Raw genomic sequence first — 26,578 nt, forward strand, 5'->3', positions numbered from 1 at the left:
GCATCACCCTCCTGTCATTGCGCCCAAGATATCAACCTGCATACCATCAACCAGTGCCAGCTCATGATATTGGCCCTGATGGATCAGGCGCTGGTCCACGGCAACCACAAAATTGCCCGCGGCAGCAGCGAACCCTTGTTGCTGCAGCAACTCATCCAACCGTAATACACTCACTTGTAACCATTCTCCGTTGAGGCATATCTTCATACTGCGGCCTCCGCTGTTGCGCTGGTCTGACGACTGGCTGCCGCTAGCGGCATCAACCCCAGCGGTACCTGATACTCTTGCTGCAAACGGTCGAGAAGCGCTGGCGACAATAAAAACCCATGGCGGTACAAACCATTCACTGCCAGCGTTCCGGCAGAGCGGGTGATTTCAGGTTCATGGTGGCTCAGTGCCGGGCGTAAATTGGAGGCCAGCTCCAGGATGCGGGCTTCTGCCAGCGCTGGTGACAAGGCATACAGGGCACTGAGCATTTCCAGCGCTGAGCGCACACTGACGGGGGATCGATCAGAGCTTTCAATTTCAGTGGCCCCCAAGATGTAGCGCCCCTGCTCCTTGGGAACCAGATACAGATGGTATTTGGGGTGCAGTAATCGTACCGGCCGCTGAATTTCAACATCCGGTGCCTCAATCCAGATTACCTCGCCCCTCACACCGCGCACTTGTGACCGCCAACGCTGGGCGCCAACACCACAGCAATCAATCCATAACACTGCCGGATAAGCTTGTTGGTTCACATACCAATGGCTGTGCGCGTCTTCAGCAACGTAATCAACCGGACTATTCAGACTGATTTTTCCACCAGCGGAAATAATGGCCCGATGTAACAAAACCAATAGACGGCGATTTTCCAGATGACCTTCCGGCATCAGCCAGAGGCCGCGCCGGAATTGCTCCGACAAGTGCGGCTCCAGCGCCTCGATTTGCTGGCGATTTTGCCAGGCAATACCCTGCTCGGCTCCAACATGATGCCGTGCAAGGCATCGCCCCATATCATCCAGCAGACCATTATCGGCGGGATGGGCCACCATCAGAGTCCCTCCCCGGCAAAAATCGATCGTTTCCCCAGTGTCGGCCGACAACGCCTGCAACAAGGTTGGCCATAGTTCCAGCGACTGCAATCCCATCCGGAAAAGATTCGGGCTACAGAGCGGCAACTCACTGTAGGGGGCCACCATGGCGGCGGCGGTATGTGCCGCGGCCCGGGGAGTTGCTGGTGCGAGGGGCTCTTCCTCACTGGCTTCAAACAGGTGTACCCGATAACCCTGACGTGCCAGTCGCCAGCCAATCAGGCTCCCGATCAAGCCAGCTCCGGCAATACAGATTTCGGCTCCGGAGGCTTTCCACGCCTCCCAGTCATACTCGCAGCGGTTATGCATTATCCAGTGCCTCGTCAACCTCGCTCATCTGATCGGTGCTACTGGCGGGATGGTAAAGCTCGCTGCCTTGCTGGCGAAATTCTTCAGCCTTGTCGGCCATCGCTTGCTGGGCTTGTTCCGCGTTAGCAGCGTCTCGTACTTCCTGGGATATTTTCATGGAGCAAAACTTGGGGCCACACATGGAACAGAAATGCGCCAGTTTATGGCCTTCTTTTGGCATGGTTTCATCGTGATAGGCCCGGGCTGTCTCCGGGTCCAGCGCCAGGTTGAACTGATCCTGCCAGCGAAATTCAAACCGTGCTTTGGACATGGCGTTATCGTGTATCTGGGCACCGGGATGTCCCTTGGCCAGATCCGCCGCATGCGCCGCGATGCGATAAGCCATCATGCCCTGTTTGACATCTTCCTTGTTGGGCAAGCCCAGATGTTCCTTGGGGGTGACATAACACAGCATGGCGCAGCCGTACCAACCGATCAGGGCGGCGCCAATGCCGGATGTAATGTGGTCGTAACCGGGCGCAATGTCGGTGGTCAGCGGTCCCAGGGTATAAAACGGCGCTTCCTGGCAGTGCTTTAATTGCTCATCCATGTTCTCCTTGATCATATGCATTGGCACATGACCAGGCCCTTCGATAAAGGTCTGCACATCGTGCTGCCAGGCAATTTTGGTCAGCTCGCCCAGGGTGTGTAACTCGGCAAACTGGGCTTCATCGTTGGCGTCTGCAATCGAACCGGGGCGCAAGCCATCTCCCAAAGAGAAACAGACATCGTAGGCTTTCATGATGTCGCAGATGTCTTCGAAGTGACTGTACAGAAAGCTTTCCTGATGATGTGCCAGGCACCACTTGGCCATAATCGAACCACCCCGGCTGACGATGCCTGTTACCCGCTTGGCGGTCAGTGGAATATGTGCCAGCCGCACCCCGGCATGGATGGTGAAATAATCCACCCCCTGCTCAGCCTGTTCGATCAAGGTATCGCGGAACAATTCCCAGGTCAGGTCTTCTGCGATGCCTCCGCATTTCTCTAACGCCTGATATAGAGGTACGGTACCAACAGGCACCGGCGAGTTACGCAGAATCCATTCACGGGTTTCATGAATGTTTTGCCCGGTCGACAAATCCATAATGGTGTCGGCTCCCCAATGGGTTGCCCATACCAGCTTTTCCACTTCATCGGCAATGGAAGAGGTAACGGCCGAGTTGCCAATATTGGCGTTGACCTTGGTACGGAAATTACGGCCAATAATCATCGGCTCGCTTTCCGGGTGATTGATATTATTCGGGATCACCGCCCGTCCTCGCGCAACCTCATCACGAACAAATTCCGGGGTAATCAAGGCAGGAATATTGGCACCCCAGCTTTGCCCCGGATGCTGCTGTGTCAGCGCATCGGCTAACGCCTGCTCGGTCAGCCCGAGGTTTTCGCGGATGGCAATGTATTCCATTTCCGGGGTGATAATCCCCTGCCTGGCATAATGCAACTGGGTGACATTGTTGCCCGGCAAGGCACGCCGTGGCTTGCGTTCGGTTTTCATACGCCACTGCTCGTAACGCAAATCCATATCGCGGGTCTGGCTGAAATATGAGCTGGACTGGGCCAGTACTTCCGTATCGGAGCGCTCGTCAATCCACGGTTGCCGCAGTGCGGACAAGCCTTTGGCAAGATCCAGATCAAGCGCCGGATCACTGTACGGGCCCGACATATCGTAAACCCGCACCGGTGGATTATGCTCGGTGTTGCCATCACTCAACTGGGTAGGCGTCAGCTCAATTTCCCGAACTCCGACCTGTATATCGTCCCGGGAGCCCTGAATATAGACCTTGCGTGAGGCCGGATAACTCAAGCGATCCAGCTGCGCCTGGGTCAGTGGCGACTCGGCATTGGCGGTATTGCCGTGTGTTTTGTCGTGTGTTTCATTGTTGGCGGAAGCCATACTTGATACCTCTCTGAATATGGAAAGGATCAGGCAGGCAGCGGTACAAGAAAGAAAAGAGGCGGGTCATGGCCGATCACGTATCAGGTTCAGCCGGGCGACTGATACCTTCATGCAGAACCCAAACATCCATCACAGTAAAAGGATGCCGGATCATACGTGACTTTTCTGTTCCCTACGCTGGCACTAACCAGATCAGGTTCAACGGGATCCGCAATTGCGATCTCAGCCTCCAATGAGGCACCCCGACAGAATGTTCGAGCAGATTAAACGCTATTTATGACGGCGACAAGCCTTCTACGCCAAAAGAAGCACTCAGCAGAAAATGTGCCCGGGCCGTGGCAATCGGTTGTTGCCGGTCACTTTGCCAGGCAGTGATAGCCACATTGGCCACTCGCACCCCTTGTCGCCAGATCTGGCAATCAACCAGGGTATCCTGATCGCGCCCGGCCCGTAGATAGTCCAGCGAGAAGTCGATCAGTTTGGGCAAACCCATGGGTTCCGCACGGATCAGCACCTGAATCGAGGCTGCCAACTCCATAAATCCACCGATCACGCCACCATGAATGGCTGGCAATAATGGATTACCAATATTGTCCGGGTTCCTGGGTAAGCGAAATAATAATTCTCCCTCTTGTTGCAATACTTCGGCACCGATAACCGCCGCATAGGGAATCGCATTCATCAAGGATTGATAGTCTCCACTGGCGCGGGCATATTGGACCTTGCTGGCAAAATCATCCTGCTGGGTGGTCGTTTGATCCGTCATCCGTTGTCTCCCTGAATACCCGTTGCCAGCGCATTGGCCGGTTGCAAATGCGTCAAGCGCATAAACGTTGCATTGCATTTGGCGATCACTTCACCATCATCGGCCTGCACCACCCGACAGTCGGCAAACACCACCGAGGCAGTGACCCGCTGCACACTGGCGTGAGCCAACAGGTTCTGACCGCTGCGAGCCGAACGCATATAATCCACCCGCAAATCCAGCGTCGGGCACAACTCAAATCCCGGCAAGGCGTTGACTACCGCGGTGCCACAGGCAGTATCCATCAGAGTCGTCAAACTGCCGCCGTGCAAGGCTCCGGTGATCGGATTACCAACCAGTTCAGGCGCATAGGGCAGCATCATGACCAGCCCGTTGGCATCCGCAGAAACCAGAGAGATACCCAGTACCTGACAATGTCGCAACACCGAGATAAAACGCGCTGCGCGTGCAAAACGCTCGGCGTCAGAAATCGGCTCGACGGTTTCATTATTGCCCATAATTCACTCGTCTCTTTTATAATTAACTTTTTGGAATAATACCCAAGATAGTCCACCACGCAAGACATCCATGCCAACCATGCCTTCAGGTCAACACCAATCGGCCCCGGCACCATCCAGCGCTGCGGTAAAACCAGTCCCCTTGCTCACTCTGACGGTTGTTGACAGGTTCGTCATATCCCTGTCACGGCCGGAATCTACCGTCAGGTTTTCGCGACAGGAGCAAGAGGATGAACTGGTGGCAACATGGAGTCGTTTATCAAATATATCCACGCAGTTTTCAGGACTCAAATAATGATGGTATTGGCGACCTGCAAGGACTGATCAGCCGCCTCGATTACCTTAATGACGGAACGCCGGATTCGCTGGGTATCGATGCTATCTGGCTCTCACCTGTCTACCCGTCACCGATGCTGGATCTTGGCTACGACATCTGTGATTACCAGGCTATTGACCCGGTATTTGGTACCCTGGCCGATTTTGACCAGCTGCTGCAACAGGCCCATCAGCGTGATATTCGTATTATTCTGGATCTGGTCGCCAACCACACATCGGATCAACACCCCTGGTTTATCGATAGCTGCCAACCTGGATCCAGCAAGGCCGACTGGTATCTCTGGCACGAGGGTAACACCCGTCCGAATAATTGGCAGGCATGCTTTGGTGGTTCTGGCTGGAGCTGGCATCCCGTCAGAAAAGCCTGGTATTTTCATTCGTTCTTGCCCCAACAGCCAGACTTGAACTGGCGTCACCCTGAGGTACAGCAAGCGATACAAGCCGTGATGGAATTCTGGCTGGCCCGCGGCGTCGATGGTTTTCGTCTCGATGTGGTCAATCTTTTTTACAAGGCCAAAGACTTGCAGAACAACCCGACAGATTGGCTCAAACCGGCACGGCCTTACGACCGTCAGAGACATATTCACGACCGGGACCAGCCAGAAATGCACGAGCTGCTCAAACAGATGCGCTCGTGGGTTGATCAGTACCCGGACCGCATGATGGTCGGAGAAATATTTATCGCCGATTCAGATGATGCCAGCCTGCCCGCCAGCTACTGCGGCAATGGTGATGAACTGCACTTGGCGTTTAATCTGGCTTTTTTGCGGGCTCCATTTTCAGCCCGAGCATTCCGTGCCGTCATTCATCAGTGGATCGACTTGCTAGGGCACGAGAACTGGCCGAATTACACCCTCAGCAACCATGATATCAAACGCCATATCAGCCGTTATGCCGCTCACTCAGACCGCACCCAGGCTGAACAACCACCTCACAAGCACAGCCTCGAACGGGCACGTCTGCTGGCGATGCTGCTGCTGACACTACGCGGTACACCCTTTTTGTATTACGGTGAAGAAATTGGCATGCCGGAACAACCGGTTTCCCTGCCCCAGCGACAAGATCCGGTGGGCAAACGTTACTGGCCCTTTCACCCTGGCCGCGACGGTTGCCGGCGGCCAATGATGTGGCAAATACCCAATACCTTTTCCAGCGCGGCCAGCTGGTTACCAGAAAGGGCGATTGAGGGTACAAGTGTCACCGACCAAAGCCATGACCCCGACAGCCTGCTGAGCTGGTATCGACACTTGATCTGGCTGCGCAAACGCACTCCGGCCTTGTACCGGGGCAAACTCAAACTTATTGGCAGTCCTGACGAAGTGCTTGCCTACGAGCGTTGTGAACAGCCACACCGTTTACTGGTATTGCTGAACTTTTCCAACCAGCCACAGCCAGTTAACCTGCACCATCATGCTGTTATGCGCTGCCTCGCCAACAGCCATGCATCCGCTGCCCCGGCATACCGGGACGGTTCGTTATTACTCGAGCCACTACAGGCACTGATACTGGAAATCAATCCGGACTTTCCGCAACGGGCCTCAGTGGCTCCATGACTAGCAGCAACACTGATCCAGTCAGACCCATGCTAACGGGGGCATCCATTTAATCCTGCACGGCTCTGCGCGAGTGTTGCCGTTGTTCAGGGCAAGGCGACGAATGCAGCGAAATGACGAGTCCTTTTCAAATTCGTCAACACCGCACTGGACGGCGGCAACCCGCGCCCTTCGGGGGCTGCCGGATGATCTCGACTCGGTGTCGCCGACTTTTGACTTGACCCGTCAGGCCTGCAAGTTGGCTTCGTGATTCGAAACCATCCGGTAGCCCAGAGTGAGCACCGGATTAAATAGATGCCCCCTAACGCTGACCGGCAAACAGCTGATCGCGATAAGCATGGGATGGATAAATACCAAAAATACGAATATCCCGAGCAAAATATTCCAGCTCATTCAAAGCCAATTGCATATTGGCCTCCTGAGGATGTCCAAGGATATCGGCATGAAATAGACTGGCTTCCATGCTGGCGCCATCCATATAACTTTCCAGCCGCAACAGGTTAATACTGTTGGTGGCGAATCCGCCTAATGCCTTGTAAAGCGACGCTGGAATATTACGGACGGTAAATAACACACTGGTGATATAGGTGATATCCGGCTGTCGTATTTCGTGCTGATGTTCCCGGGCAAACACCAGAAAACGAGTGGTATTACCCATCACATCCTGAAAGTTTTCATGCACCACTTCCAGGCCATACAAATCAGCCGCCAAGGCCGATGCAATTGCCCCTCGATGGCGATCACCACTGGCTGAGAGATCCTCGGCTTCCTGGGCGGTGTCCATGGTCGGCACCGCTTTCATCCCCAGATTCACAATACGCTGATGACACTGAGCCAGCGCCTGGGGATGCGAAGCCACCGACTCAATATCCATAAGCTGCACCCCTGGTAATGCCAGCAAACAGTGATTGACCGGCTCAAAATGCTCGGTAATTGCGCACAAGCGCGTGCGCGGAATAATTCGATAGATTTCCTCAACCCGACCTGCGGTCGAGTTTTCCAGCGGGATCATTGCCCGGTCAACCTGACCAGCACTGACCAGCTCCAGCGCGGCCTGGAAATCTTCACAAGCAACCGCTTCCCAATCCGGAAATACCCGGCTGCACGCAAGGTGAGAATAGGCACCCGCAGTCCCTTGATAAGCAACACGGCCAGCCATGACGTTCTCCTGAATTCCCACTACAGCGATAACCGCTGAATCAAGTGGTTTGCACCAACAAAAAACACAAGCACCAAAAAAGAGCGCATTATGCACCAATAAATTACAATACTTTCTGAAATAGTGAAGCCGCCAACCGACCCACTCTCGCCCCGCCAGCAAGATGTCACGCTGACCATCGGTCAGTACGGGGCTTTACTATCAACTGGAACCAAAGTTCATACATTGGCCAGTTTGACATATAGTCTGGCACGGTCTCTGCTACAAAGCATACAGCAAGCCTCTGATATATCAGCATAAACCCGCGATAGAGGCCAACCTTAATACGCGGCTTCAGCAGCGCATGACCGACTTGCGAGGACTATCATGACCACCACACTCTGGCCCGGAACACGACCTCTTGATGAACACCTCCGCACCACCTTCGCCAGTAATTATTCCGCGTTAAAGTCGTTACCAGAGCCCTGGCTGAAACAATGGCCTGATGTTTGGCTACCCGTCGCCACCTGGGTGGCGCAGCAAAAAAATGAACTGGGTGGTGTTCCGGTCATCGGCATTCATGGTGGCCAGGGCTCCGGCAAATCGACCCTGAGCCAGGCCCTGGCCAGCTTATACAAAGCCGCGCTGGGCTGGAACTGTGTCATCGTCTCCATTGACGACCTTTACCTCGGTCATGATCAGCGTCAGCAATTAGGCCAGTCAGTGCACCCATTACTGGCCACACGGGGGGTTCCCGGTACTCACGATGCCACCCTGGGTCGCCAGTTGTTTACCGATCTGAAACAACTGGAGCCTGGCCAGTGTCTGACCATTCCAGCCTTCGACAAGGTTTCGGACGATCGTTTGCCAGCATCCGATTGGCACCAGATTGTTGGCCCTGTTGACCTGATTCTGTTTGAAGGCTGGTGTGTTGGTTGTCATGCCGTCGAGGACAGCCAGCTGGATGAACCCGCCAACCAGCTCGAAGCAACGGAAGACACCGACGGCCAATGGCGCCGCTGGGTCAACCAGCGCCTGGCCGAGGACTACGCCGACTGGTTTGCCATGATGGATCGTCTGGTCATGCTGAAAGTCCCCGGCATGCAAGCCGTACTGAACTGGCGCGGCCAGCAGGAAGTTGAAAATCGCAAGCACGCCAAAGGACAACACGATCGGGGACTTGATCACGCTGGACTGGTACGATTTATCCAGCATTATCAGCGTTTGACCGAAAATGCCTTGCGTGATTTGCCTGGGCATGCTGATCTGGTACTGGAACTGAACAACCAGCACGCCGTTAACCACATCCATTGATTACTATTGCCGGGAGCGCGTCATGTCAAGCAATACCAGCCAATGCGACATTCCGACGGTACCTCTGGTCGTGATGACCGACCTTGATGGAACCCTGCTCGATCACCACAACTACAGTGCCAATGCAGCCCTGCCCGCACTGAAACGCCTGCGGGCCTTGCATATTCCTGTGCTGTTTAATACCAGCAAAACCTGTGACGAAGTCAGTGGCTTGCGCCACGAACTGGACAACCGTTATCCGTTTGTCTGTGAAAACGGCAGCGTTATCCATATCCCCAAACCCGATGCCACAGGCTTTAACAGCGAAGTGCTTGGTGTCAGCTATGTCGATATCCTCAAAGCCCTGCATCAACTGCAGCACGAAGGTTTTCATTTTCGCGGGTTTAACGATATGCCGGCCACGGAAGTGGCGGCCATGACCGGATTGTCGCAAGACAACGCCTGGCTGGCCAAAAAACGGCAAGCCTCTGAGCCACTGCTCTGGCACGACAGCGACGAAGCCCTCGAACGCTTCCGCCAGCGGCTGGCTGAGTATCAGCTGACACTCACCAAAGGTGGCCGTTTTTACCACGTCATGGGTACCACCAACAAAGCCAGCGGGCTGGATTTTTTCCGTCAGTATTACCAACACCAATGGCAGCTCACGCCACAGGTTGCCGCGCTGGGCGACGGCGAAAATGATCGCGCCATGCTGGAAGCTGCCGATTATCCGATCGTTATTCCGGGCGAAAACCAGACCCTGTCACTGCAGCATCCCTCCGCCAGAACGGCGGCCCACAAAGGGCCAGCGGGCTGGAATACTGAAATACTCACATTATTAGAACAATTATCATAAGGAGCCTGGTCATGGCTGACTTTTACCAGAATGGAACAATCACCACCCTGCACAACTTGGTTGATCGTCCACTGGAAGAAATGGAAAAAGAACTGCTGAGCTTTTCCCGCGTACGTCCGATGTCCCTGGTACTGCCTTCGCTTTACTCTGAACTTCAAGGCCCTGCTCTTGGCCATATCATTGACGAAATCAGTGAAGTCCCTTATCTCAACGAGATTGTTATTGGTCTCGATCAGGCTGATGAGTCTGAATACCAACACGCCAAAGATGAGTTTTCCCGGTTGCCGCAACACCATCGCGTGCTCTGGAATGATGGTCCACGGCTGCGCAAAATCAATTCCTTACTGGAAGAAAAAGGCCTGGCGCCCAAGGAAATGGGCAAGGGTCGCAACGTCTGGTATTGCTATGGCTATGTACTGGCATCCGGTCGTGCAGAAGCCGTTGCCCTGCATGATTGCGACATCGTCACCTACGATCGCAGCTTACTGGCCCGACTGATTTATCCGGTCGCCAACCCGGCCTTCAACTACGAATTTGCCAAAGGTTATTACGCCCGTATTGCAGACAACAAAATGAATGGCCGTGTCAGCCGACTGCTGGTTACGCCACTGATTCGAGCGCTGAAAAAAGTGCTGGGGCAAAAGGAATATCTCGATTTTCTCGACAGCTTTCGCTACCCATTGTCGGGTGAATTTTCGATGCGCGCCGACGTCCTGAATGACCTTCGGATTCCAACCGACTGGGGTCTGGAAATTGGTGTGCTGTCTGAGATGAACCGCAATTACAGCACCAATCGTCTCTGCCAGGTGGATATTTGTGACAATTATGATCACAAGCATCAACCACTGTCAGCAGAAGATTCAGCGCTGGGCCTCTCCAAAATGAGTACCGATATCTGCAAGGCTATCTTCCGCAAACTGGCCACCCAGGGCGAGGTTTTCACCAACGAAACCTTCCGCACCATCAAGGCAACCTATTTCCGGGTCGCACTGGATTTTGTTGAAACCTACTACAACGATGCTCTGATGAACGGTTTGACACTGGACCGCCACCAGGAAGAGGCCGCGGTCGAACTGTTTGCAGAGAATATTATGTCTGCCGGTGATTATTTCCTCGAAAACCCAATGGAAACTCCGTTTATCCCAAGCTGGAATCGCGTTATTTCCGCCATCCCGGATATTCTCGATCGTCTTTACGAAGCCGTTGAGGAAGATAATATCCAGTCCTGACAACACGACGTCGCTGGTGAGTCAACCACTCACCAGCGACGCTTGCTTCAACTGGTGAGCCACACGGTCTGATACGGCTTCAGAGTCAGAGTGTCTCCTAGTGGTCCGGCCTCCTCTTCCAGCAAATCTGTCATACCCAATACCAGGAACCCCAGACTCGCCAGTGGCAACGCCATTTTGCGCTCCGTGACGTTGGAGATAGCAAAAACGGTCTGGCCGCGGTCACCACAGCTGCGTTTAATAATAAACAGGTCAGAGTTGATACGAATCACCTCCTGACGGGCGTCAGGGTGGAACGCTGGCTGACGTCGACGTATCCGGATCATCTGCCGTAACCGATTAAAGATCTCGGCCTGGGGGGTTACCGGATTGTTCAGCAGCGTTTCCAGCTCGTCACAATTCCAGATACGGCGGTTGATCGAGCGCGTACGGCCGGTTTGCTCCACGTGGGCCAGATCATTTGGACTGGCGGTCAGGCTGTGAATATACACCGCCGGAATCCCCTGCATCGCCAGCATGATGGCCTGGGAACACAGGAAACGTGGCACCTGGAAGTGATCCGGGCCACGACGGGTTCCCATGCAGGCATCAAACAGGGCAATATTGATTTCGTAGGGGCTTTCCGTGCCGTCCGGATTCGCCTTCATACTGACGAAACCACCAAATTTGTGCATGCATTCAATCAGGTTTTCAACTTCATGAGCCGGCAGGATGCCCTCTACCGGACGCACGCCAATCCCGTCATGGGAGGCAGTAAAATTAAGATAGGTGCAGCCTTCCGGCAGCGGTGGAATCTTGCTGGCCCAATCAGCCAGATAGTCAGATTTTCCCCGATTCAGCGCGTGTAAGACCAACGGCGGCAAGCCAAACTGATACACCATATGCGCTTCATCCGAGTCGCCAAAATAACTGAGGTTTTCGGCAACCGGCACATTGGTTTCGGTTATCAGTACCACTTCAGGGGCTACTGCTTCGACGATATCGTGCATCAACTTGACGACTTCATGGGTCTGCGGCAAATGGATGCAGTTGGTACCCAGCTGTTTCCACAAGTAGGCAATGGCATCCAGCCGTACAAAACGGGCACCCTGCTCGACGTAAAACAGCATGATGTTCATCATCTCAACCAGCACTTTGGGGTTGGCGTAGTTGAGATCAATCTGATCTTCACTGAAGGTCGCCCAGACATGGCGAACACCCCGGTGGGTATGTACCGGCGTCAGCAAGGGTGTATTACGTGGTCGTGTTACCCCGGACACATCGGTACCGATTTCGACCTCGATAAAATAGTCACTGTAAGGTTCGCAGTTAGCGACATAATCGATAAACCACAAACTCTCTCGCGAACAATGGTTCACCACCAGGTCAGCCATCAGATCGAAGTTTTCAGCGATACTGGCAACATCTTCCCAGTTGCCCCAGTCAGGGTTGACCTGACGGTAATCGATCACGGAAAAACCATCATCCGAACTGTAGGGCGAAAATGGTAGCAGGTGTACCGCATTCAAGGTGTCTGCCACATTGTCCTTGAGAAAACGGCTGAGAGTCTGGAATGGCACCTCCCCCGCCTGCTGGATGCTGTTGCCGTAAGTGATCAGGATAACGTCTTCCTGGCTCCAGCGTTGTCCATTGGTCATTTCTCCCGGCTGGCTCTTGCGGCCTTCCAGAAACTTGAGGCACAAACGCTCCAGATCAGCCGCGGTGTCGGCTGCTACAGTGGCATCGAGATAAATCTTCTGGAGACGTCTGGTAAGCCTGGTGATCAGGTCATTTGACATATACTTTCCTGGTTAACTGTCGCAATAGACTGAATTCACTGCCATTTTTATGCCGTAATGGCACGAGCGGGGCGGAAGCCAGCCGAGAGGAAAAAGATACAGAGAGAAAAGACAATCACTCCTGCACCCCTCAAAAAATCCCGGCCGCCTCTTCCTTTCAAGGCGTTCGAAATATACTCAGCGGCACTTGGGACTGATATAACAAGGTACGAACCGGCATGGCGGCAATATTTTGCTGCTGGCCAGGATCACAGGCAGCCTCGAAGACAGCCTGTTTTTCCGCCCCTTCAAAGTGTAAGAATATATTCTGACACTGGCTTAACATCGCCCAGGTCAGGGTCATTCGGGGCAGTTCCAGCTCAGCATCAACGACTGGCGAGCTCCAGGCTGAACCACCTTCATCAAGGCATCGCTCCAATGCGGCTGACTGTGGAAACCAGGATGCCGTATGACCATCGGTTCCCATCCCCAGTACCGCTACATCCAGCCGCGAAATTTGCTCATGCAGGCTGTTTTCACAGTCCATAAAACCGGCAGTCGGCGTCAGGGCTGCATTTTTCAGGGGTAAAAAATACGCGGCAGCAGCCGGGCCTTGCAGTAAATGCGCCTTGACCAGGCCGGCATTGCTGGACGGATCACTTTCATCAACCCAGCGTTCATCCACCAATGTCACCAGAATCTGGGACCAGGGCAACGCCCGCTTGCCCAGTTCTTCAAAAAAGGCTTTCGGGGTGTTACCACCACTCACGGCCAGACAGGCTCTGCCTTTTTGCGCAACCCGCTCTTTCAGGCAAAGACTGACCGCATCGGCTAACTGTTTTGCCAGAATACTGGCGGAATCAAATCGATTGTCGCTCATACATGCACTCCTAGCTGTTTTCGATCCACAAGCGTCCATCCCTGGCCAGCAGCAAGGTCGATGCCGCCGGTCCCCAGGTGCCCGATGTATAGGGCTCAGGGCGCAGATCCACTTCTTGCCAATGCTGAATAATAGGATCTACCCAGCGCCAGGCTTCTTGCAGTTCATCATCCCGTAAAAACAGGGTCGCGTTACCACTCAAGGCATCAAACAACAGACGTTCGTAGGCTTCGGGAACCCGGGTTTTACGGTGGTTTGCCGGATTCAGACTCAGGTTCATTGGCCGTACACTCATACCCGGCCCGACCCGTTTCTCACACAACATCAACCGGACACCTTCATCCGGCTGCAAGCGGAACACCAGTTTGTTTGCCATGGTGCTCTTGTGCTGTAACGGAAAAATAGAGTGCGGGATTTCCTTGAAACTGACAACAATTTCACAGGCCCGCTCCGCCAATCGTTTGCCGGAACGTAAATAAAACGGCACGCCCGCCCAACGCCAGTTATCAATTTCGACCTTGGCAGCGATAAAGGTTTCAGTATTACTTTTTTGCTGAACACCCGGCTCGGCGCGATAAGGCGGTACGGGCTGGCCATCCGCAACACCGGCGTCGTACTGACCACGCACGACATTACGATTGATGGCCTCTCCAACAATTGGCCGGAGAGCCTTGAGCACTTTGACTTTTTCATCACGAACCGCGTCGGTTTCCAGTTTTGACGGCGGTTCCATCGCCACAATACACAGCAGCTGCAGCAAATGATTCTGGAACATGTCGCGCATGGCTCCGACTTGCTCGTAGAACTCGGCCCGTTTTTCCACCCCGATTGTCTCTGCGATCGTGATTTCAATATGATCGATATACTGATGGTTCCACTGGGATTCAAACAGTGAGTTGGCGAACCGCAAAACCAGCAGATTTTGTACGGTTTCTTTGCCCAGATAGTGATCAATCCGATAAATATGTGATTCATCGACGTATTCGGCCACTGCACGATTGATTGCCAGCGCCGATTCAAGATCGTGCCCGATCGGTTTTTCAAGCACCACATTGGTGCACGACTCAAGCAAGTTGTTTTGCTGCAGTCCTTTACAGATCGGGGTGAACAAGGCCGATCCGGTGGCCAGATAAAATACCCGGTTAGCGCTGCCCTGAACCAGTACGTCATTCAGCACCTGATAGGACGACGGATCGGTTGCATCCAGGCTGACACACAGCAGCTTGCTGGCAAAGTCATGCCAAACGGCTTCTTCGAGGTATTCCTTGGCGACATGTGTTGTCACCGCCTTACGGACCTGCTCAACGTAATCATCGTGAGTAATATCCCGGCGACTTACCGAGATGATTTTACCTTCAGGCAAGCGACCATCCCGTTGCAACAGGTAGAGTGCTGGCAACAGCTTGCGTTGGGCCAGATCGCCCATGCCCCCAAAAAGTACCAATTCAAACGGTGCGCTGATCTGCATATATCCTCCAAGCTCTGTCTGTCCAATGAAAACCAGAATCACAGCCGCTTCAGCTGATAATCAGAAAAAGCAGCGGCTGCACCAAACATATAAGCAGAGTGCCACAAGTTGATTGCAATGCGGCAACCAAGCATGAAATACCTGCCGGAAATGACCACTTCGGTCGATTCACTATCAAGACTTATTCGTTGCCAATCGTGCCGATATATTCACAACGCCTGCAATCGGGCATGGCATCTGCATCCCACCTCTCCACTGCAAACCGTGACACATCAGATCAATGCCAAGGTTATCCCGACAGACATATCGTTTACAATTGGTTACCTTTGGGACATGATCAGTGGAACATCTGTGATATGTCGCACAAATGACATATACCCGCTCTAGTGTTCACGGAAATTTTTGTTTAATTGCTAATAAGAAGGATCGAATATGGTTCGCAAGTGTTTATTCCCAGTCGCCGGCTACGGTACCCGCTTTCTTCCGGCTACCAAAGCCATGCCGAAGGAAATGCTGCCTATTGTTAACAAACCCCTGGTGCAGTACGGCGCAGAAGAAGCAAGCGAAGCTGGTATGCATTTCATGGGATTTATCACTGGTCGTGGCAAGCGGGCAATCGCTGATCACTTCGATATCAGCTATGAACTCGAGCATGAAATCCAGGGCACCAGCAAAGAAGCCCTGATTTCATCAATTCGCAATCTGATGAATGAAAATGATTTTGCTTATACCCGCCAGAATGAAATGAAAGGTCTGGGTCACGCCATTCTGACCGGTCAATACCTGATGGGTAACGAAGCCTTTGGTGTTGTACTGGCAGACGACCTCTGTATCGCCGACGAAGGCGATGAAGGCGTGTTGGCTCAAATGGTCAAGATTCATGAAAAATATGGCTGCTCTGTTGTCGCAGTCCAGGAAGTGCCAGAAGAAACCATTCACAAATATGGCGTCATTGCCGGTGAAGAAATCGAGCCTGGTGTTTACCGCGTCAGCAACATGGTTGAAAAACCAGCCAAGGAAGAAGCACCAAGCAACCTGGCAATCATTGGCCGCTATATTCTTACTCCAGACATCTTCCCTAAAATTGAAGAGACTGGCAGTGGTATCAATGGCGAAATCCAGATCACCGACGCCCTGTTGAAACAGGCCCAGGAAGGCAAGGTTATCGCCTATAAATTCCGTGGCCGCCGCTTTGACTGTGGCAGCATCGATGGTTTTGTTGAAGCAACCAACTACGTCTATCAGAATGTATTCCTGAAAGACTAAGACCGACCCGTTGTCCTGGCGAGCTTCGGCTCCGCCGGGAACAACTGAAAACGCACGAGCCAGTCATGCCTTGATAGCTCAGCGAAACTAATTTCAAAAATGGCATTGACAGCAACATAACCCATCCGTATTATACGTCTCGCTGTTGAGAAGTTCCCCGATAGCTCAGTTGGTAGAGCAGTAGACTGTTAATCTATTGGTCGCTGGTTCAAGTCCAGCTCGGGGAGCCAATTAACACTTCGGGGTATAGCGCAGTCTGGTAGCGCGCCTGGTTTGGGACCAGGATGTCGGGAGTTCGAATCTCTCTACCCCGACCAACTTTTTCAGGGTTCTCCTGGTTGGTCAAATACAGCTCATATCTGCATTATGCAATCCTTTACACTTTAAAGTGCCAGATACAACAAATGAGCCTTCTTATATTCATACTTTTCTATTAGCCTACAACGCCACATTCCAATAATTTTAATGCGATAGCGCGGTGGCAAAACATGACTCGTCTGGCCCGATCTGTACAATATCCCGTCCCTTGCCACGAGTGTGGTGCCAATACCGCTCATACCCTCCACAGCCTGATCAACAGTCAGCAGCTGACTTGCCGACACTGTGGCCACCAGTTCACCATCGATGAATTACTCAAACGCAGGGCCAAACAGACGCTGTCCGATCTGAAAGGCTATATCTCTCTGCCGGAACCAGAACCAGTCGAAGAAATAATACTGGAAGACAACCAACTCTCCTGATACCAAAAAACAGGCATAAAAAAAGCCGCCAGAAGCGACTTTTTTGACTGGCTGCCTGCTGATTACTCAGCAACAATTTCCAGCAATTCAACTTCAAATACCAGTGCAGAGTTGGCTGGTATTTTAGGGCTTGGGCTACGTGCGCCGTAAGCCAATTCAGCAGGAATGAAGAACTTGAATTTTTCACCCACTTTCATCAACTGTACGCCTTCAGTCCAACCCGGAATAACATTACCCAGCGGGAATTGAACAGGCTCGCCACGCTCAACAGAGCTGTCGAACACAGTACCGTCAATCAAAGTACCGTGATAATGAACACTGACGGTATCCGCTGCAGTCGGTTGTGCTGCATCACCATCAACAGCAGTCATCACTTCATACTGCAAGCCGCTGTCGGTGACAGTTACACCCTCTTTGGCAGCGTTCTCAGCCAGGAATTCTTCTCCTGCCTTGGCAACCGCATCACCCAGAGCTTCTTGTTTGCGCATTTGCTCTTCACGGATTTTTTCAAAAGCACCCTGAATCACCTCATCAGGAATACGCTGATCCGCTTCTGACAGCGCATCCTTGATACCTGCTGCAATGGCCTCGGCGTTCATTTCAACATCTTCCTGAGACAACTGGCGACCAATATTCAGACCCACGCCATAACTTGCCTGGTCAATGTGGTTTTCCAATTTCACAACTTCCTCCTGACCACATGCGGCCAACAACAGAGTACCCGCCAATACGACAGGTACTGATTTAATAAAACTCATGCTTGTCTCTCACGTTTATTGAAATGAATGCTGGACTGGCAACCATACAATCGAAAAGTTTCAATTATTGCATAATCGAACCACTGTAAAGATACCCAGCCGCGCTGATTACAAGAACTGCCAGACGTCGTTTCTGATATTGCAGAGGCCACATGAACCTACCGACATTCATCGATCACACGCCGCCGCCAGAACAAGACTGACGATATCGCCAGACAAACCAGAATAGCCAAACACTTGCTCATAAAAAACGAGTATTTATTACGGTTGCGAAGCCTCCCACAGCCAAGGAAGCCTGTCCAGCCTGAAAACCCCTACTCTTGCTCAAATTGCACCAGACCGGGCCATCACCAATGAACACCCACTCCAGGCTAAACCGTTGAAATAAATCGCAAATAAATATTTGACAGAAAATATTACACTGGCATAATACGCGCCACTTGATCGAGACAGCGCCTCCATCTGTTGGATCGCATCAAGAGTGCAGTGGCTATGTAGCTCAGTTGGTTAGAGCACAGCATTCATAATGCTGGGGTCGATGGTTCAAGTCCGTCCATAGCTACCACTAATTACAAAGGCCTGTCAGTTTAATACTGACGGGCCTTTTTTATGCCTCCAGCTCTCTCCCGGCTCCCGGCCTACAAGCCTTCGCCTGTGCCTGACTCGCTGGCCCCCTGATGCAAGGCATCATAATCCTTATGGCTATCCGTCTGTTGCACCTCACCATGGATAATTGGCTGGTTTCTCACACACATCAGTCCACCGCTAAACACTCTGCAGGTTCCCCGGTACACATCGCCATGGCTGTTGGTATAAGCACATTGAGCGCTTTTTTCCAACGCCTGACAGGCTTCCCAGGGCAGTTCATCCCCATGCCCTTCGTGCGCAGCCACAGGTAAAACAGAGAGCACCAGTATCAGCCCGGCCAGGTAACATACGTTAGAATGCCATCTGTTCATCGGCCAGGCCTCTCATCCATTTCGTTATCATCATCGGCGCTGGCTGTCTCTCCGGTAAAGCAGCCTATAAAGGCATTTTCACCCGGCCCGGCAGAATGGTAATGGTAACCTCGCACGTCATCAGTATGGCCACGGCACTCATCGAGATCACTGGCTTCGTTGCCCTCTTCATCCAGCATACTGTAGATCACAAAGCCGTCCATGGCATAGGCAAAGGCACCGCCATGGCCATCACTTTCAAAAGCAATCGCCGGGCAGTCGCCATCGCCATGATTGGCGCCGTGATAGTGATAGCCCGCAACCGGATTCACATGACCCACGCAGTCGTCGAATGCGGCAATGGTGTACGCACTGAGAATAACTTCAGCAGGTGCAGCAGCGGCCAGATTAACGCCATTAAACGCTACACCAACGTTTTCACCGTCGATATCGCCTGCGCTATCCCGAACGACCGGCGTGGTAGGGATCAGATATGTGCTATAAATACCTTCACCTTCAACATCACTGTAATAATCCAGATCACACTGGACGCAGTAGTTATGGTATTCCTCAGCAACATCCACAACGGCTGCTGCCTCGCACGAAGTCTGCGTATCGGTTATATTGACTTCACCACTCTCTTCGTCATATAGCAGCCAGTTATTGTCATTATAAAATTCATCCAGATTGGCAATAAATTCACCGGTCAAATCATACAGCACGCCATCGTCAAACCATTTCCCGGCATCTTCTGCTGTTGCTGTGATCACTTCCGGACAAAATGGCCCGATTTCACTACGATCCGCCGGAAAACCTTTTACCGTTATCTGATAACAGGTACTGCTCTCGTTGTTGGTCAGAGTACATTCAACCACTTCGATCGAGTCCAGAGAGGCCAGATCAAAATAAGAAGTGTCAACGTCGGCAACATCATCATCTTCGATATCAACAGAGCTGTCAGAATCGTCGGTGGTATCAACGACCTCACTGTCGTCACTGCTGCCACAGCCCGCCAGGGCCAACGTGCCGGAAAACAACAGCGGGATAATATATTCGGTTTTCATGGATTCCCTCTTTCGAAATAATGCGCTGAAATGCCAGTCTCAAGAAAGTGCATCCTATGTCATCCCTGTAATAACCACACTTGAATATACAGACTCCTGACACTTCAAGGTAAAGCTGAACACACCATCAGAAAAATAGACAATGCCAGTAATCCGCACAAGAAACCTGAATCAGAACACCGGGAAAATCATCGAATTACAGAAAACAAAAAAAATAACATGATCGATCTTTATATCATCGACATCAGATACTAATGCGTCATATTCAAACCGACGATTGCACCATAAAGCAGGTTAACGCTATTGATCAACCAATGAATAGTCCGCTACCTATGATGACCAGGCATTGGTTGTGGCATTAAAAAAGATACCGGCCGATATCAGCCGGATATAAAAGCGGCAAACAGAGCCGCTTTTATGCAGCTCTGTTGAGGGAATCAAGGGTTCAGTCGCTGGATTTTCCAGCCCCCCTGTTGCAGCACGTACTCCACCCGGTCGTGCAAACGATGCTCGCCACCTTGCCAGAATTCCATGCGTGAAGGCTGTAACCGATAACCACCCCAGTAATCTGGTAACGGAATTTCCTTGTCCTGGTATTCCACACTTAACTGGGCAAAGCGGGTTTCCAGTTCGGAGCGGCTGGCCAACGGTTGGCTCTGTTGCGATGCCCAGGCACCCAACTGGCTTTCACGTGGACGGGAGTGGAAATAGGCTTGTGCTTCTTCCCGACTCATTGGCACGACCTCTCCCTGCACCTGCACCTGACGTTCCACCGTCATCCAGAAAAAATGCAGGCTGGCTCGTGGGTTATGGGAAAACTGGCGGCCCTTGTTACTTTCATAATTGGTGAAAAAAACAAAGCCGTCATCATCGTAAGACTTGAGCAACAGGATGCGTTGCCAGGGCTGACCTTGCGCATCCACACTGGCGACCGTCATCACCGTCGGCTCTTCCGGCACAGTGGTACGGTAGTGCTCAAACCAGGCGTGAAATTGCGTCACCGGGTGCTCAGCCACTTTGGACTCGTCGAGTCGTCCTTGCGTGTATTCCTTGCGAATGTCACTGAGATCAACCATATTCTATTTACTCCGATAATGATTCAAACCGGCACTTTTAACGTGACCGTTACTATTTGTCAGATGTACCGTCAGTAGCAGTGTGTCACCCTGGCAACCACTCTGCATTGACGTGTCGCCATCAAAGCCAGCTCTGGACAAATCTGCTACCATTCTTGCCCGGTTTTGCCGGTCAGCTGAGAATACGTACTGACCTCTCACTTCGACTCACACCCAGCCAACCCAAAGAGCACCATCATGTCAGACCAGAACTACCCGACTGCATCCCTGATACGCCGCCTGGCAGCCCTGTCCTATGATGGCCTGGTATTGCTGGCGCTCTATATTGTGACTGGTTTTGTGCTGGTAGGTATTGCGACCGCTGCCAACGATGGACAACCGCCCGGGGCTTTTCCTGCCTCGGTCAACCTGTCGGTAATGTTCTGCATCAGTTTCTTTTATTTCAGCTCATCCTGGCGCCGTGGTGGCCAGAGTATTGGCATGAAAGCCTGGCGCCTCAAACTGATTACTGAAGATGCCAAGCCCGTCAAGTTGTCCCACTGCATGTTACGCACAGGCATTGGGTTTTTCTCGCTGGCGGTGTTCGGACTGGGATTTTTCTGGTCACTGCTCGATACCCGCGGCCGCAGCTGGCATGACATGGCCTCGCTGACCCGTATTGTGTTTATCCCGAAAACAGGGAAATAAGCGGAACAACAGCACCGGTTTATCCGGTGCGACGCAGCAGCAGCAGCCCCACTCCCATGCAGCCGGCGATTGGCACCACACTGGCCCACACAGGTTCAAACCCGAACACAATACTGGCAGGTGCCAATAATTCTTCCGCGTATTTGTACATCAACCCAACCAGAATGCCGGAAAAAATCCGATAACCGGGTGTGACCGCTCGCAGCGGCCCGAAGATAAAGGAAATCCCCAGTACCACCAGTGCCAGAGTCCCCAGCGGCTGAGTGACCTTGCGCCAGAATGACAACAGATAGTTATCAGCATTCAGGCCCTGCTTTTCCAGATAACGGGTATAACTGAACAGATTGGATATCGACATATCCCGAGGCTCGATCATTACCACACTGAGGCTTTGTGGCGTCAGCTCAGTTTGCCAGTCCATGCTGTCCAGTTGTAATTGACGGGTTTCGGTAGCGCTGATGGTCATATCGACCACGGTTTGCATTTGCCAGCTGGAACGTTGATAAATCGCCCGCTCGGCGGAACGGATACGCTGCAGGTTACTGTCATCGTCAAAATCAAACAGAGTGATGCCATGTAACACGCCATTGGGTTCAACCGCCGTAAAGCGCATAAAAGTATTGCCTTCCCGGTGCCAATAGCCCTTGCCCTTGTTTGAGAGCAAATCGCCCTTTCCTTGCGCCACCGCCTTTTGTGATTGCGCAATCCGCTCCAGCACCGGAATCGCATATTCAGCCAGCGCCATATTCAGCACCATCAGCAACATCATCGGCTTGATGACCGCCAGGGCAATACGCCCCACAGATACACCGGCTGCCCGCATCACCGTCAGCTCACTGTTGGCCGCCATGCCACCAAGACCAGCGAGGCAACCAATCAGACAGGCCATCGGCATATATTCATACAGGCGCCGCGGCAAGCGAATACCCATAAATTGCAGTGCATCGGCAAACTGGTATTCACCTTTCAGCTGATCCAGTTCATCCACCAGCGTAAAAATAGCGTCCAGACCCACAATGACCAGAGCCACAATCAGGGTTGCCATCAGCACATTGTGGGCAACATAACGATCGATACGATTCATAATGACCTCACCCGCCAGCGGCGCATCCATTCAGGCACCAGCAGTAACCCCAGAGCGATCATCAGATACACCAGATGCAAACTCCACAACCCGATGTTTGGGTTCAGCTGGCCTTTTTCCAGCATGCCCTTCATGGCAATCAACAAGGAGATGTACACCATAAACAGCACAATGGCCGGAAACAGCCGGGCAAACCGGCCCTGACGAGGATTCACCCGCGACAAAGGCACCGCCAGCAAGGTCATGATAGGCACCATCAGAACCATCGAGATACGCCACTGCAGCTGGGCCTGGTGTTTGGGGTCGTCGGAACCAAACAGTGCCAGGGTTGGCACCGCTTCTTTACGTAACTGGCGCCGTTCTTCCAGCTCTTCCGCAATCTTGACGCCATACAGTTCAAAATCCAGCGCCTCGAACGCCAGGCTGCCTGGTGTCCAGTCGTAACGTTTGCCATCGTGTAATTCCAGATAACGGGAGCCGGTTTCGTCACTGACATACTGGGTACCTTTTTGTGCCAGCAGCAGGCTGTTGCCATCGGTAATAAATACCCGGTTCATCTCGGTTTTATCATCCGACAACGACTCCGCATACGTCACCCGACTGCCACCTTTCATACTCTGGAAACGACCAGGGGCCAGTAACTCAAACTCCGTCAGCTGCGCCTGTTTTTCATACAGGCTTTCCATCTTTTCAGCACCGCTTGGGCTGAGATACAGGCTGAAACTGCCCACCACCAGCATCAAGACAAACGCCGGTGCCGCGGTGTACGCCAATAACCGGTTGCTTGAAAAGCCGGTTGCCGTTAGCACCGTCATTTCGCTTTCAGCGTACAGACGACCGTAAGTCAGTAAAATTGAGATAAACAGTGCCAGCGGTAAAATCATTTCGAGAAACGATGGCAGGCGTAATAGCAGTGTGAAAAACACAATATCCAGCGAGACTTCACCGGCTGCAGCGGCCGCCAGCTGACGAATCAGCCGACCACTCATCAGAATCATCAATAACACGATGGTCACTGCAAACAACGAACCAGCCAGTTCCCTGGCCAGATAACGAAATATGATCAAAAGACTAGACCTTGATTGAACCGCGGCAAAGCCGCGCACCATACCCAGAGACAGGGTGCTCTGCAACGACAGCAAAATGTATTGTTATCCGCGCCGCACTTGTATTTCAGGAATATGACGTCACATTATAGAGTGACTAACCATTCAGAACGACACGCTGCGAATCAACCCGGCCATCGTTCGCCACTCAATGTTTCCGCCAGGAGCTGACATGATTTATCAGGTATCCCAACAAACTGCCACCGAGACCCAGGCGAGCTGTATTGTGGTCACTCTCGACCAGTCAGGCAAGCTGTCTGACACAGCCTTGCAACTTGACGAAGCCAGCCAGGGCTTTATCAGCCAGCGTTTTGAACAGGGCGATATCTCCGGCAAACTGGCAGAAACACTGCTGCTACCTGCAGTTTCCGGCATTACGGCCAGCCGCGTATTATTGGTTGGTACTGGTAAAGAAACACTGAAACCCGCCAGTGCCCAAAAAGTTCTGGCAGCCATTGCCAATACCACGAACCGCATCGGCGGCGATATTGCTCTGGCACTGACGTCACTGACAACCGACGTACTGACCGAAGCCTGGCTGGCGGAACAGACCGCAATCGCCTATGCCGCCGCGCAATACCGTTTCACCGCCACCAAAAGCAGCAGCGACGCCGAAGCAAAATCACCCGACACCCTGATTTGGCTTGGTGACGATGTTTCAGCAGCCTTCAGTAAAGGGGCAGCCATTGGCACGGGGATCAGCTTTGCCAAAGAACTGGCCAATATGCCACCGAATATCTGCACACCAACCTGGCTGGCTGAAAATGCCGTCACCCTGACCCAGGACCAGGCGCTCGAAACCACCATTCTGGATGAAGACCAACTGGCAGAAATGGGCGCCGGTGCATTTGTCTCGGTATCCAAAGGCTCCACCGAGCCGGGCAAAATCATCGTTATGCAATACCGGGGGGCCGACGACCCAACCGCAGCACCGCACATGATTCTGGGCAAGGGCATTACCTTTGATACCGGTGGCATCAGCCTGAAACCCGGCCAGAAAATGGACGAGATGAAATACGATATGTGCGGCGCAGCCTCTGTGCTTGGCACCATGAAAGCCATTCTGACCCTCAAACCCAAGGTCAACGTACTGGCTATCGTGACCAGCGCAGAAAACATGCCTGCCGGTAACGCCAGCAAGCCCGGCGATGTCGTCACCAGCCTGTCCGGTAAAACCATCGAAATTCTCAACACCGACGCCGAAGGACGGCTGGTGCTGTGTGATGCCCTGACCTACGGTATCGACAATTATCAGCCCGCTTCCATCGTTGATATCGCCACCCTCACCGGTGCTTGTATGGCCGCTCTGGGCGAGGTCAACTCCGGCCTGTTCACCACAGATGAAGCCATGGCCGAGCAGCTGCAAGCCGCGGCACAGTACAGCAACGACAAGGTCTGGCGTTTGCCGCTGGAAGAAGAATATCAGGATCTGATCGACTCCAACTTTGCCGACATCGCCAACATTGGTGGCCCGCTCGCTGGCGCAACCACCGCCGCCTGTTTCCTGTCACGCTTTACGGAAGGCACCCCTTGGGCGCATCTGGATATTGCTGGCACCGCCTGGGTTGGTGGTAAAGCCAAGGGCGCTACCGGTCGCCCGGTCAGCCTGCTGGTAAACTACTTGCTGAATAAATAAATATTCAGTTCCGGGAGTGCACCTCACGGTGGGCACTCCCGGCCTGCTCAAATACCGGCCTGCCCAGCCCCCCCCCGATATATCGCCAGCAAAACTATTCTGCATGTCCCGACACCGGACTATTATCCAGCACAAAATCCACAAAGGCCTGATTGGCTTTTGACAGATAACCATCCTTACGCCAGGCCAGACACAGATCGAGCACAATGGGCGGATCAAACGACAGCGTCACCAACTCCGGATCATCTTCCGTGGCCATCCGTAACAACGTCGAAATACCAAACCCCTGTTTGACGATAGAGCGAATCAGCGGCAACAGGTTGGTTTCAAAATTAATCCGCGGCTGAATAGCCGACTCTTCGGCCAGGCGGTCAATCACCTTGCGGTGAAAGTAACCTTTACGAAACAGCACCAGATCTTCCTGCAGGAATTCCGCCGGAGTGATTGCGGTGCGACTGGCAAACGGATGATCCTTGGCCACCACAACGCGCATTTCTTCATGCATCAAGGTACGGGCTTCGATGCTGTCGGGGATTTCTTCCGCTTCGATCACCGCCAGATCCAGCTCCCCTTTTTCCAGCATTTGCTGCAACTGCCAGGCACCACCTTCGTAAACAGAAAATGTCAGGTTCGGATAACGATGCCGGAACGCCATGATAATCGGAGGAAAATGATAAGAACCCAGCATGCTCGGCGTACCTAACTGTACCGCTCCCTGTTCCAGTCCTCGCAGTTCTGCCATTTCCAGGTCGGCATCAGACATCATCTGTACGATACGCTGGGCCTGGGCGAACAAACACTCACCTTCATCGGTTAACGATATCTGGCGCTCGTGGCGGTGAAACAGGGTCAGCTGTAATTGCTGCTCCAGACGCTTGATTGCCATACTGACAGCAGGTTGAGCCACCTGCAGCCGGTCCGCAGCCCGGGTGAAGCTCTGCTGCCGTGCCACTTCATAAAAATAACTCAGCGCCTTATAGTCCATGAACCCTTCTCCTTTCTGCTTCTACTCTGTTTCAAAGTCATCATTTTTCCGTTGTTATAAATCGTCACCGGCTCAACTCATAACAATTTTTGATTTAATTCATATCAAACATATATTTTTATGATGCGATACAACCTTTTATAG

The 26,578-nt window shown here is 52.6% G+C and carries 24 protein-coding genes, 3 tRNA genes and 1 riboswitch; of the genes, 11 read left to right on the top strand and 16 right to left on the bottom strand.

Going from position 1 to position 26,578, the window contains the following annotated elements:
- Positions 1-3: 3 nt before the first annotated feature.
- From Q8W22_RS09770 to Q8W22_RS09790, 5 genes are all read right to left on the bottom strand, one after another.
- The gene (locus Q8W22_RS09770) at positions 4-207 is read right to left on the bottom strand and encodes a MoaD/ThiS family protein (protein ID WP_303431952.1); all 204 of its coding nucleotides are present in this window, start codon (positions 205-207) and stop codon (positions 4-6) included.
- Positions 204-1,382 carry an FAD-dependent oxidoreductase gene (locus Q8W22_RS09775; protein ID WP_305415336.1) on the bottom strand — a complete coding sequence of 393 codons (1,179 nt, stop codon included), beginning with the start codon at positions 1,380-1,382 and terminating at the stop codon, positions 204-206. Before Q8W22_RS09775 ends, Q8W22_RS09770 begins: the two co-directional genes overlap by 4 nt.
- Positions 1,375-3,318, bottom strand: a complete 1,944-nt coding sequence (thiC, locus tag Q8W22_RS09780; RefSeq protein WP_303431950.1) for a phosphomethylpyrimidine synthase ThiC — start codon at positions 3,316-3,318, stop codon at positions 1,375-1,377. Before thiC ends, Q8W22_RS09775 begins: the two co-directional genes overlap by 8 nt.
- 155 nt (positions 3,319-3,473) lie before the next feature.
- Positions 3,474-3,576: riboswitch (TPP riboswitch) on the bottom strand.
- 19 nt (positions 3,577-3,595) lie between these two features.
- Positions 3,596-4,087: a PaaI family thioesterase gene (locus Q8W22_RS09785; RefSeq protein WP_303431949.1), complete on the bottom strand. Its 492-nt coding sequence runs from the start codon at positions 4,085-4,087 to the stop codon at positions 3,596-3,598.
- Positions 4,084-4,584: a PaaI family thioesterase gene (locus tag Q8W22_RS09790; protein WP_303431948.1), complete on the bottom strand. Its 501-nt coding sequence runs from the start codon at positions 4,582-4,584 to the stop codon at positions 4,084-4,086. Before Q8W22_RS09790 ends, Q8W22_RS09785 begins: the two co-directional genes overlap by 4 nt.
- Positions 4,585-4,814: 230 nt before the next feature.
- Between Q8W22_RS09790 and Q8W22_RS09795 the strand changes: the two genes are divergently transcribed.
- Entirely contained in the window at positions 4,815-6,473 is a 1,659-nt protein-coding gene (locus tag Q8W22_RS09795) for an alpha-amylase family glycosyl hydrolase (RefSeq protein WP_305452261.1), read from the top strand.
- 301 nt (positions 6,474-6,774) lie between these two features.
- Here Q8W22_RS09795 and Q8W22_RS09800 read toward each other — a convergent pair whose 3' ends face one another.
- Positions 6,775-7,632 (bottom strand): prephenate dehydratase, encoded by an 858-nt coding sequence (locus Q8W22_RS09800; protein ID WP_303431946.1) that lies wholly within the window; start codon positions 7,630-7,632, stop codon positions 6,775-6,777.
- 366 nt (positions 7,633-7,998) lie between these two features.
- Between Q8W22_RS09800 and Q8W22_RS09805 the strand changes: the two genes are divergently transcribed.
- From Q8W22_RS09805 to Q8W22_RS09815, 3 genes are read left to right on the top strand one after another with little or no spacing between them, the layout of a single operon-like run.
- The gene (locus tag Q8W22_RS09805) at positions 7,999-8,925 is read left to right on the top strand and encodes a hypothetical protein (RefSeq protein WP_305415341.1); all 927 of its coding nucleotides are present in this window, start codon (positions 7,999-8,001) and stop codon (positions 8,923-8,925) included.
- A gap of 22 nt (positions 8,926-8,947) precedes the next feature.
- Positions 8,948-9,760 carry a mannosyl-3-phosphoglycerate phosphatase gene (locus Q8W22_RS09810; protein WP_305452262.1) on the top strand — a complete coding sequence of 271 codons (813 nt, stop codon included), beginning with the start codon at positions 8,948-8,950 and terminating at the stop codon, positions 9,758-9,760.
- A gap of 11 nt (positions 9,761-9,771) precedes the next feature.
- Positions 9,772-10,989 carry a glycosyl transferase gene (locus Q8W22_RS09815; RefSeq protein ID WP_303431943.1) on the top strand — a complete coding sequence of 406 codons (1,218 nt, stop codon included), beginning with the start codon at positions 9,772-9,774 and terminating at the stop codon, positions 10,987-10,989.
- Positions 10,990-11,036: 47 nt separating this feature from the next.
- On the opposite strand, the gene Q8W22_RS09820 is transcribed toward Q8W22_RS09815, so the two are convergent.
- The 3 genes from Q8W22_RS09820 to zwf all read right to left on the bottom strand — a co-directional run bounded on the left by Q8W22_RS09820 (position 11,037) and on the right by zwf (position 15,094).
- Positions 11,037-12,767 carry a sugar phosphorylase gene (locus Q8W22_RS09820; protein WP_305452263.1) on the bottom strand — a complete coding sequence of 577 codons (1,731 nt, stop codon included), beginning with the start codon at positions 12,765-12,767 and terminating at the stop codon, positions 11,037-11,039.
- 157 nt (positions 12,768-12,924) lie between these two features.
- Positions 12,925-13,626, bottom strand: coding sequence for a 6-phosphogluconolactonase (pgl, locus tag Q8W22_RS09825; protein WP_303431941.1), 702 nt, complete (start codon positions 13,624-13,626; stop codon positions 12,925-12,927).
- Between the two features lie 10 nt (positions 13,627-13,636).
- Positions 13,637-15,094, bottom strand: a complete 1,458-nt coding sequence (gene zwf, locus Q8W22_RS09830; RefSeq protein ID WP_305415343.1) for a glucose-6-phosphate dehydrogenase — start codon at positions 15,092-15,094, stop codon at positions 13,637-13,639.
- Between the two features lie 432 nt (positions 15,095-15,526).
- On the opposite strand from zwf, the gene galU reads away from it, so the two are divergent.
- The 4 genes from galU (at position 15,527) to Q8W22_RS09850 (ending at position 17,100) form a co-directional block, all read left to right on the top strand.
- Complete coding sequence (galU, locus tag Q8W22_RS09835; RefSeq protein ID WP_303431939.1) at positions 15,527-16,360, top strand: UTP--glucose-1-phosphate uridylyltransferase GalU; 834 nt, start codon at positions 15,527-15,529, stop codon at positions 16,358-16,360.
- A 154-nt stretch (positions 16,361-16,514) separates the two neighbouring features.
- Positions 16,515-16,590 (top strand) — tRNA-Asn (locus Q8W22_RS09840).
- Between the two features lie 10 nt (positions 16,591-16,600).
- A tRNA-Pro gene (locus Q8W22_RS09845) sits at positions 16,601-16,677 on the top strand.
- 171 nt (positions 16,678-16,848) lie between these two features.
- Positions 16,849-17,100: a hypothetical protein gene (locus Q8W22_RS09850; RefSeq protein WP_305452264.1), complete on the top strand. Its 252-nt coding sequence runs from the start codon at positions 16,849-16,851 to the stop codon at positions 17,098-17,100.
- 62 nt (positions 17,101-17,162) lie between these two features.
- Here the strand turns inward: Q8W22_RS09850 and Q8W22_RS09855 are convergent, their stop codons facing one another.
- Positions 17,163-17,858: an FKBP-type peptidyl-prolyl cis-trans isomerase gene (locus Q8W22_RS09855; protein WP_303431937.1), complete on the bottom strand. Its 696-nt coding sequence runs from the start codon at positions 17,856-17,858 to the stop codon at positions 17,163-17,165.
- A 488-nt stretch (positions 17,859-18,346) separates the two neighbouring features.
- On the opposite strand from Q8W22_RS09855, the gene Q8W22_RS09860 reads away from it, so the two are divergent.
- A tRNA-Met gene (locus Q8W22_RS09860) sits at positions 18,347-18,423 on the top strand.
- Between the two features lie 73 nt (positions 18,424-18,496).
- Here Q8W22_RS09860 and Q8W22_RS09865 read toward each other — a convergent pair.
- From Q8W22_RS09865 to pdxH, 3 genes are all read right to left on the bottom strand, one after another.
- The gene (locus Q8W22_RS09865; protein ID WP_303431936.1) at positions 18,497-18,817 is read right to left on the bottom strand and encodes a hypothetical protein; all 321 of its coding nucleotides are present in this window, start codon (positions 18,815-18,817) and stop codon (positions 18,497-18,499) included.
- Positions 18,814-19,860 carry a YHYH protein gene (locus Q8W22_RS09870; RefSeq protein WP_305452265.1) on the bottom strand — a complete coding sequence of 349 codons (1,047 nt, stop codon included), beginning with the start codon at positions 19,858-19,860 and terminating at the stop codon, positions 18,814-18,816. Before Q8W22_RS09870 ends, Q8W22_RS09865 begins: the two co-directional genes overlap by 4 nt.
- Positions 19,861-20,297: 437 nt before the next feature.
- Entirely contained in the window at positions 20,298-20,936 is a 639-nt protein-coding gene (gene pdxH, locus Q8W22_RS09875) for a pyridoxamine 5'-phosphate oxidase (RefSeq protein ID WP_303431934.1), read from the bottom strand.
- A gap of 237 nt (positions 20,937-21,173) precedes the next feature.
- Between pdxH and Q8W22_RS09880 the strand changes: the two genes are divergently transcribed.
- Complete coding sequence (locus Q8W22_RS09880; RefSeq protein ID WP_303431933.1) at positions 21,174-21,623, top strand: RDD family protein; 450 nt, start codon at positions 21,174-21,176, stop codon at positions 21,621-21,623.
- 19 nt (positions 21,624-21,642) lie between these two features.
- On the opposite strand, the gene lptG is transcribed toward Q8W22_RS09880, so the two are convergent.
- Both lptG and lptF read right to left on the bottom strand, forming a co-directional pair.
- On the bottom strand, positions 21,643-22,707 hold the full coding sequence (lptG, locus tag Q8W22_RS09885) for an LPS export ABC transporter permease LptG (protein ID WP_305415364.1): 1,065 nt from the start codon (positions 22,705-22,707) through the stop codon (positions 21,643-21,645).
- The gene (gene lptF, locus Q8W22_RS09890) at positions 22,704-23,774 is read right to left on the bottom strand and encodes an LPS export ABC transporter permease LptF (RefSeq protein ID WP_303431931.1); all 1,071 of its coding nucleotides are present in this window, start codon (positions 23,772-23,774) and stop codon (positions 22,704-22,706) included. The genes lptG and lptF overlap by 4 nt, the downstream gene beginning before the upstream one ends.
- Positions 23,775-23,985: 211 nt before the next feature.
- Here lptF and Q8W22_RS09895 point away from each other — a divergent pair, with 211 nt between their 5' ends.
- A complete protein-coding gene (locus tag Q8W22_RS09895) occupies positions 23,986-25,449 on the top strand; it encodes a leucyl aminopeptidase (RefSeq protein ID WP_305452266.1) in 1,464 nt (487 codons plus the stop codon).
- A 94-nt stretch (positions 25,450-25,543) separates the two neighbouring features.
- Here the strand turns inward: Q8W22_RS09895 and Q8W22_RS09900 are convergent, their stop codons facing one another.
- On the bottom strand, positions 25,544-26,434 hold the full coding sequence (locus tag Q8W22_RS09900; RefSeq protein ID WP_305452268.1) for a LysR family transcriptional regulator: 891 nt from the start codon (positions 26,432-26,434) through the stop codon (positions 25,544-25,546).
- Positions 26,435-26,578: the final 144 nt, after the last annotated feature.

This window comes from Oceanobacter sp. 1_MG-2023, assembly GCF_030689025.1.
In the GTDB taxonomy this organism is placed as follows: Bacteria; Pseudomonadota; Gammaproteobacteria; order Pseudomonadales; family Oceanobacteraceae; genus Oceanobacter.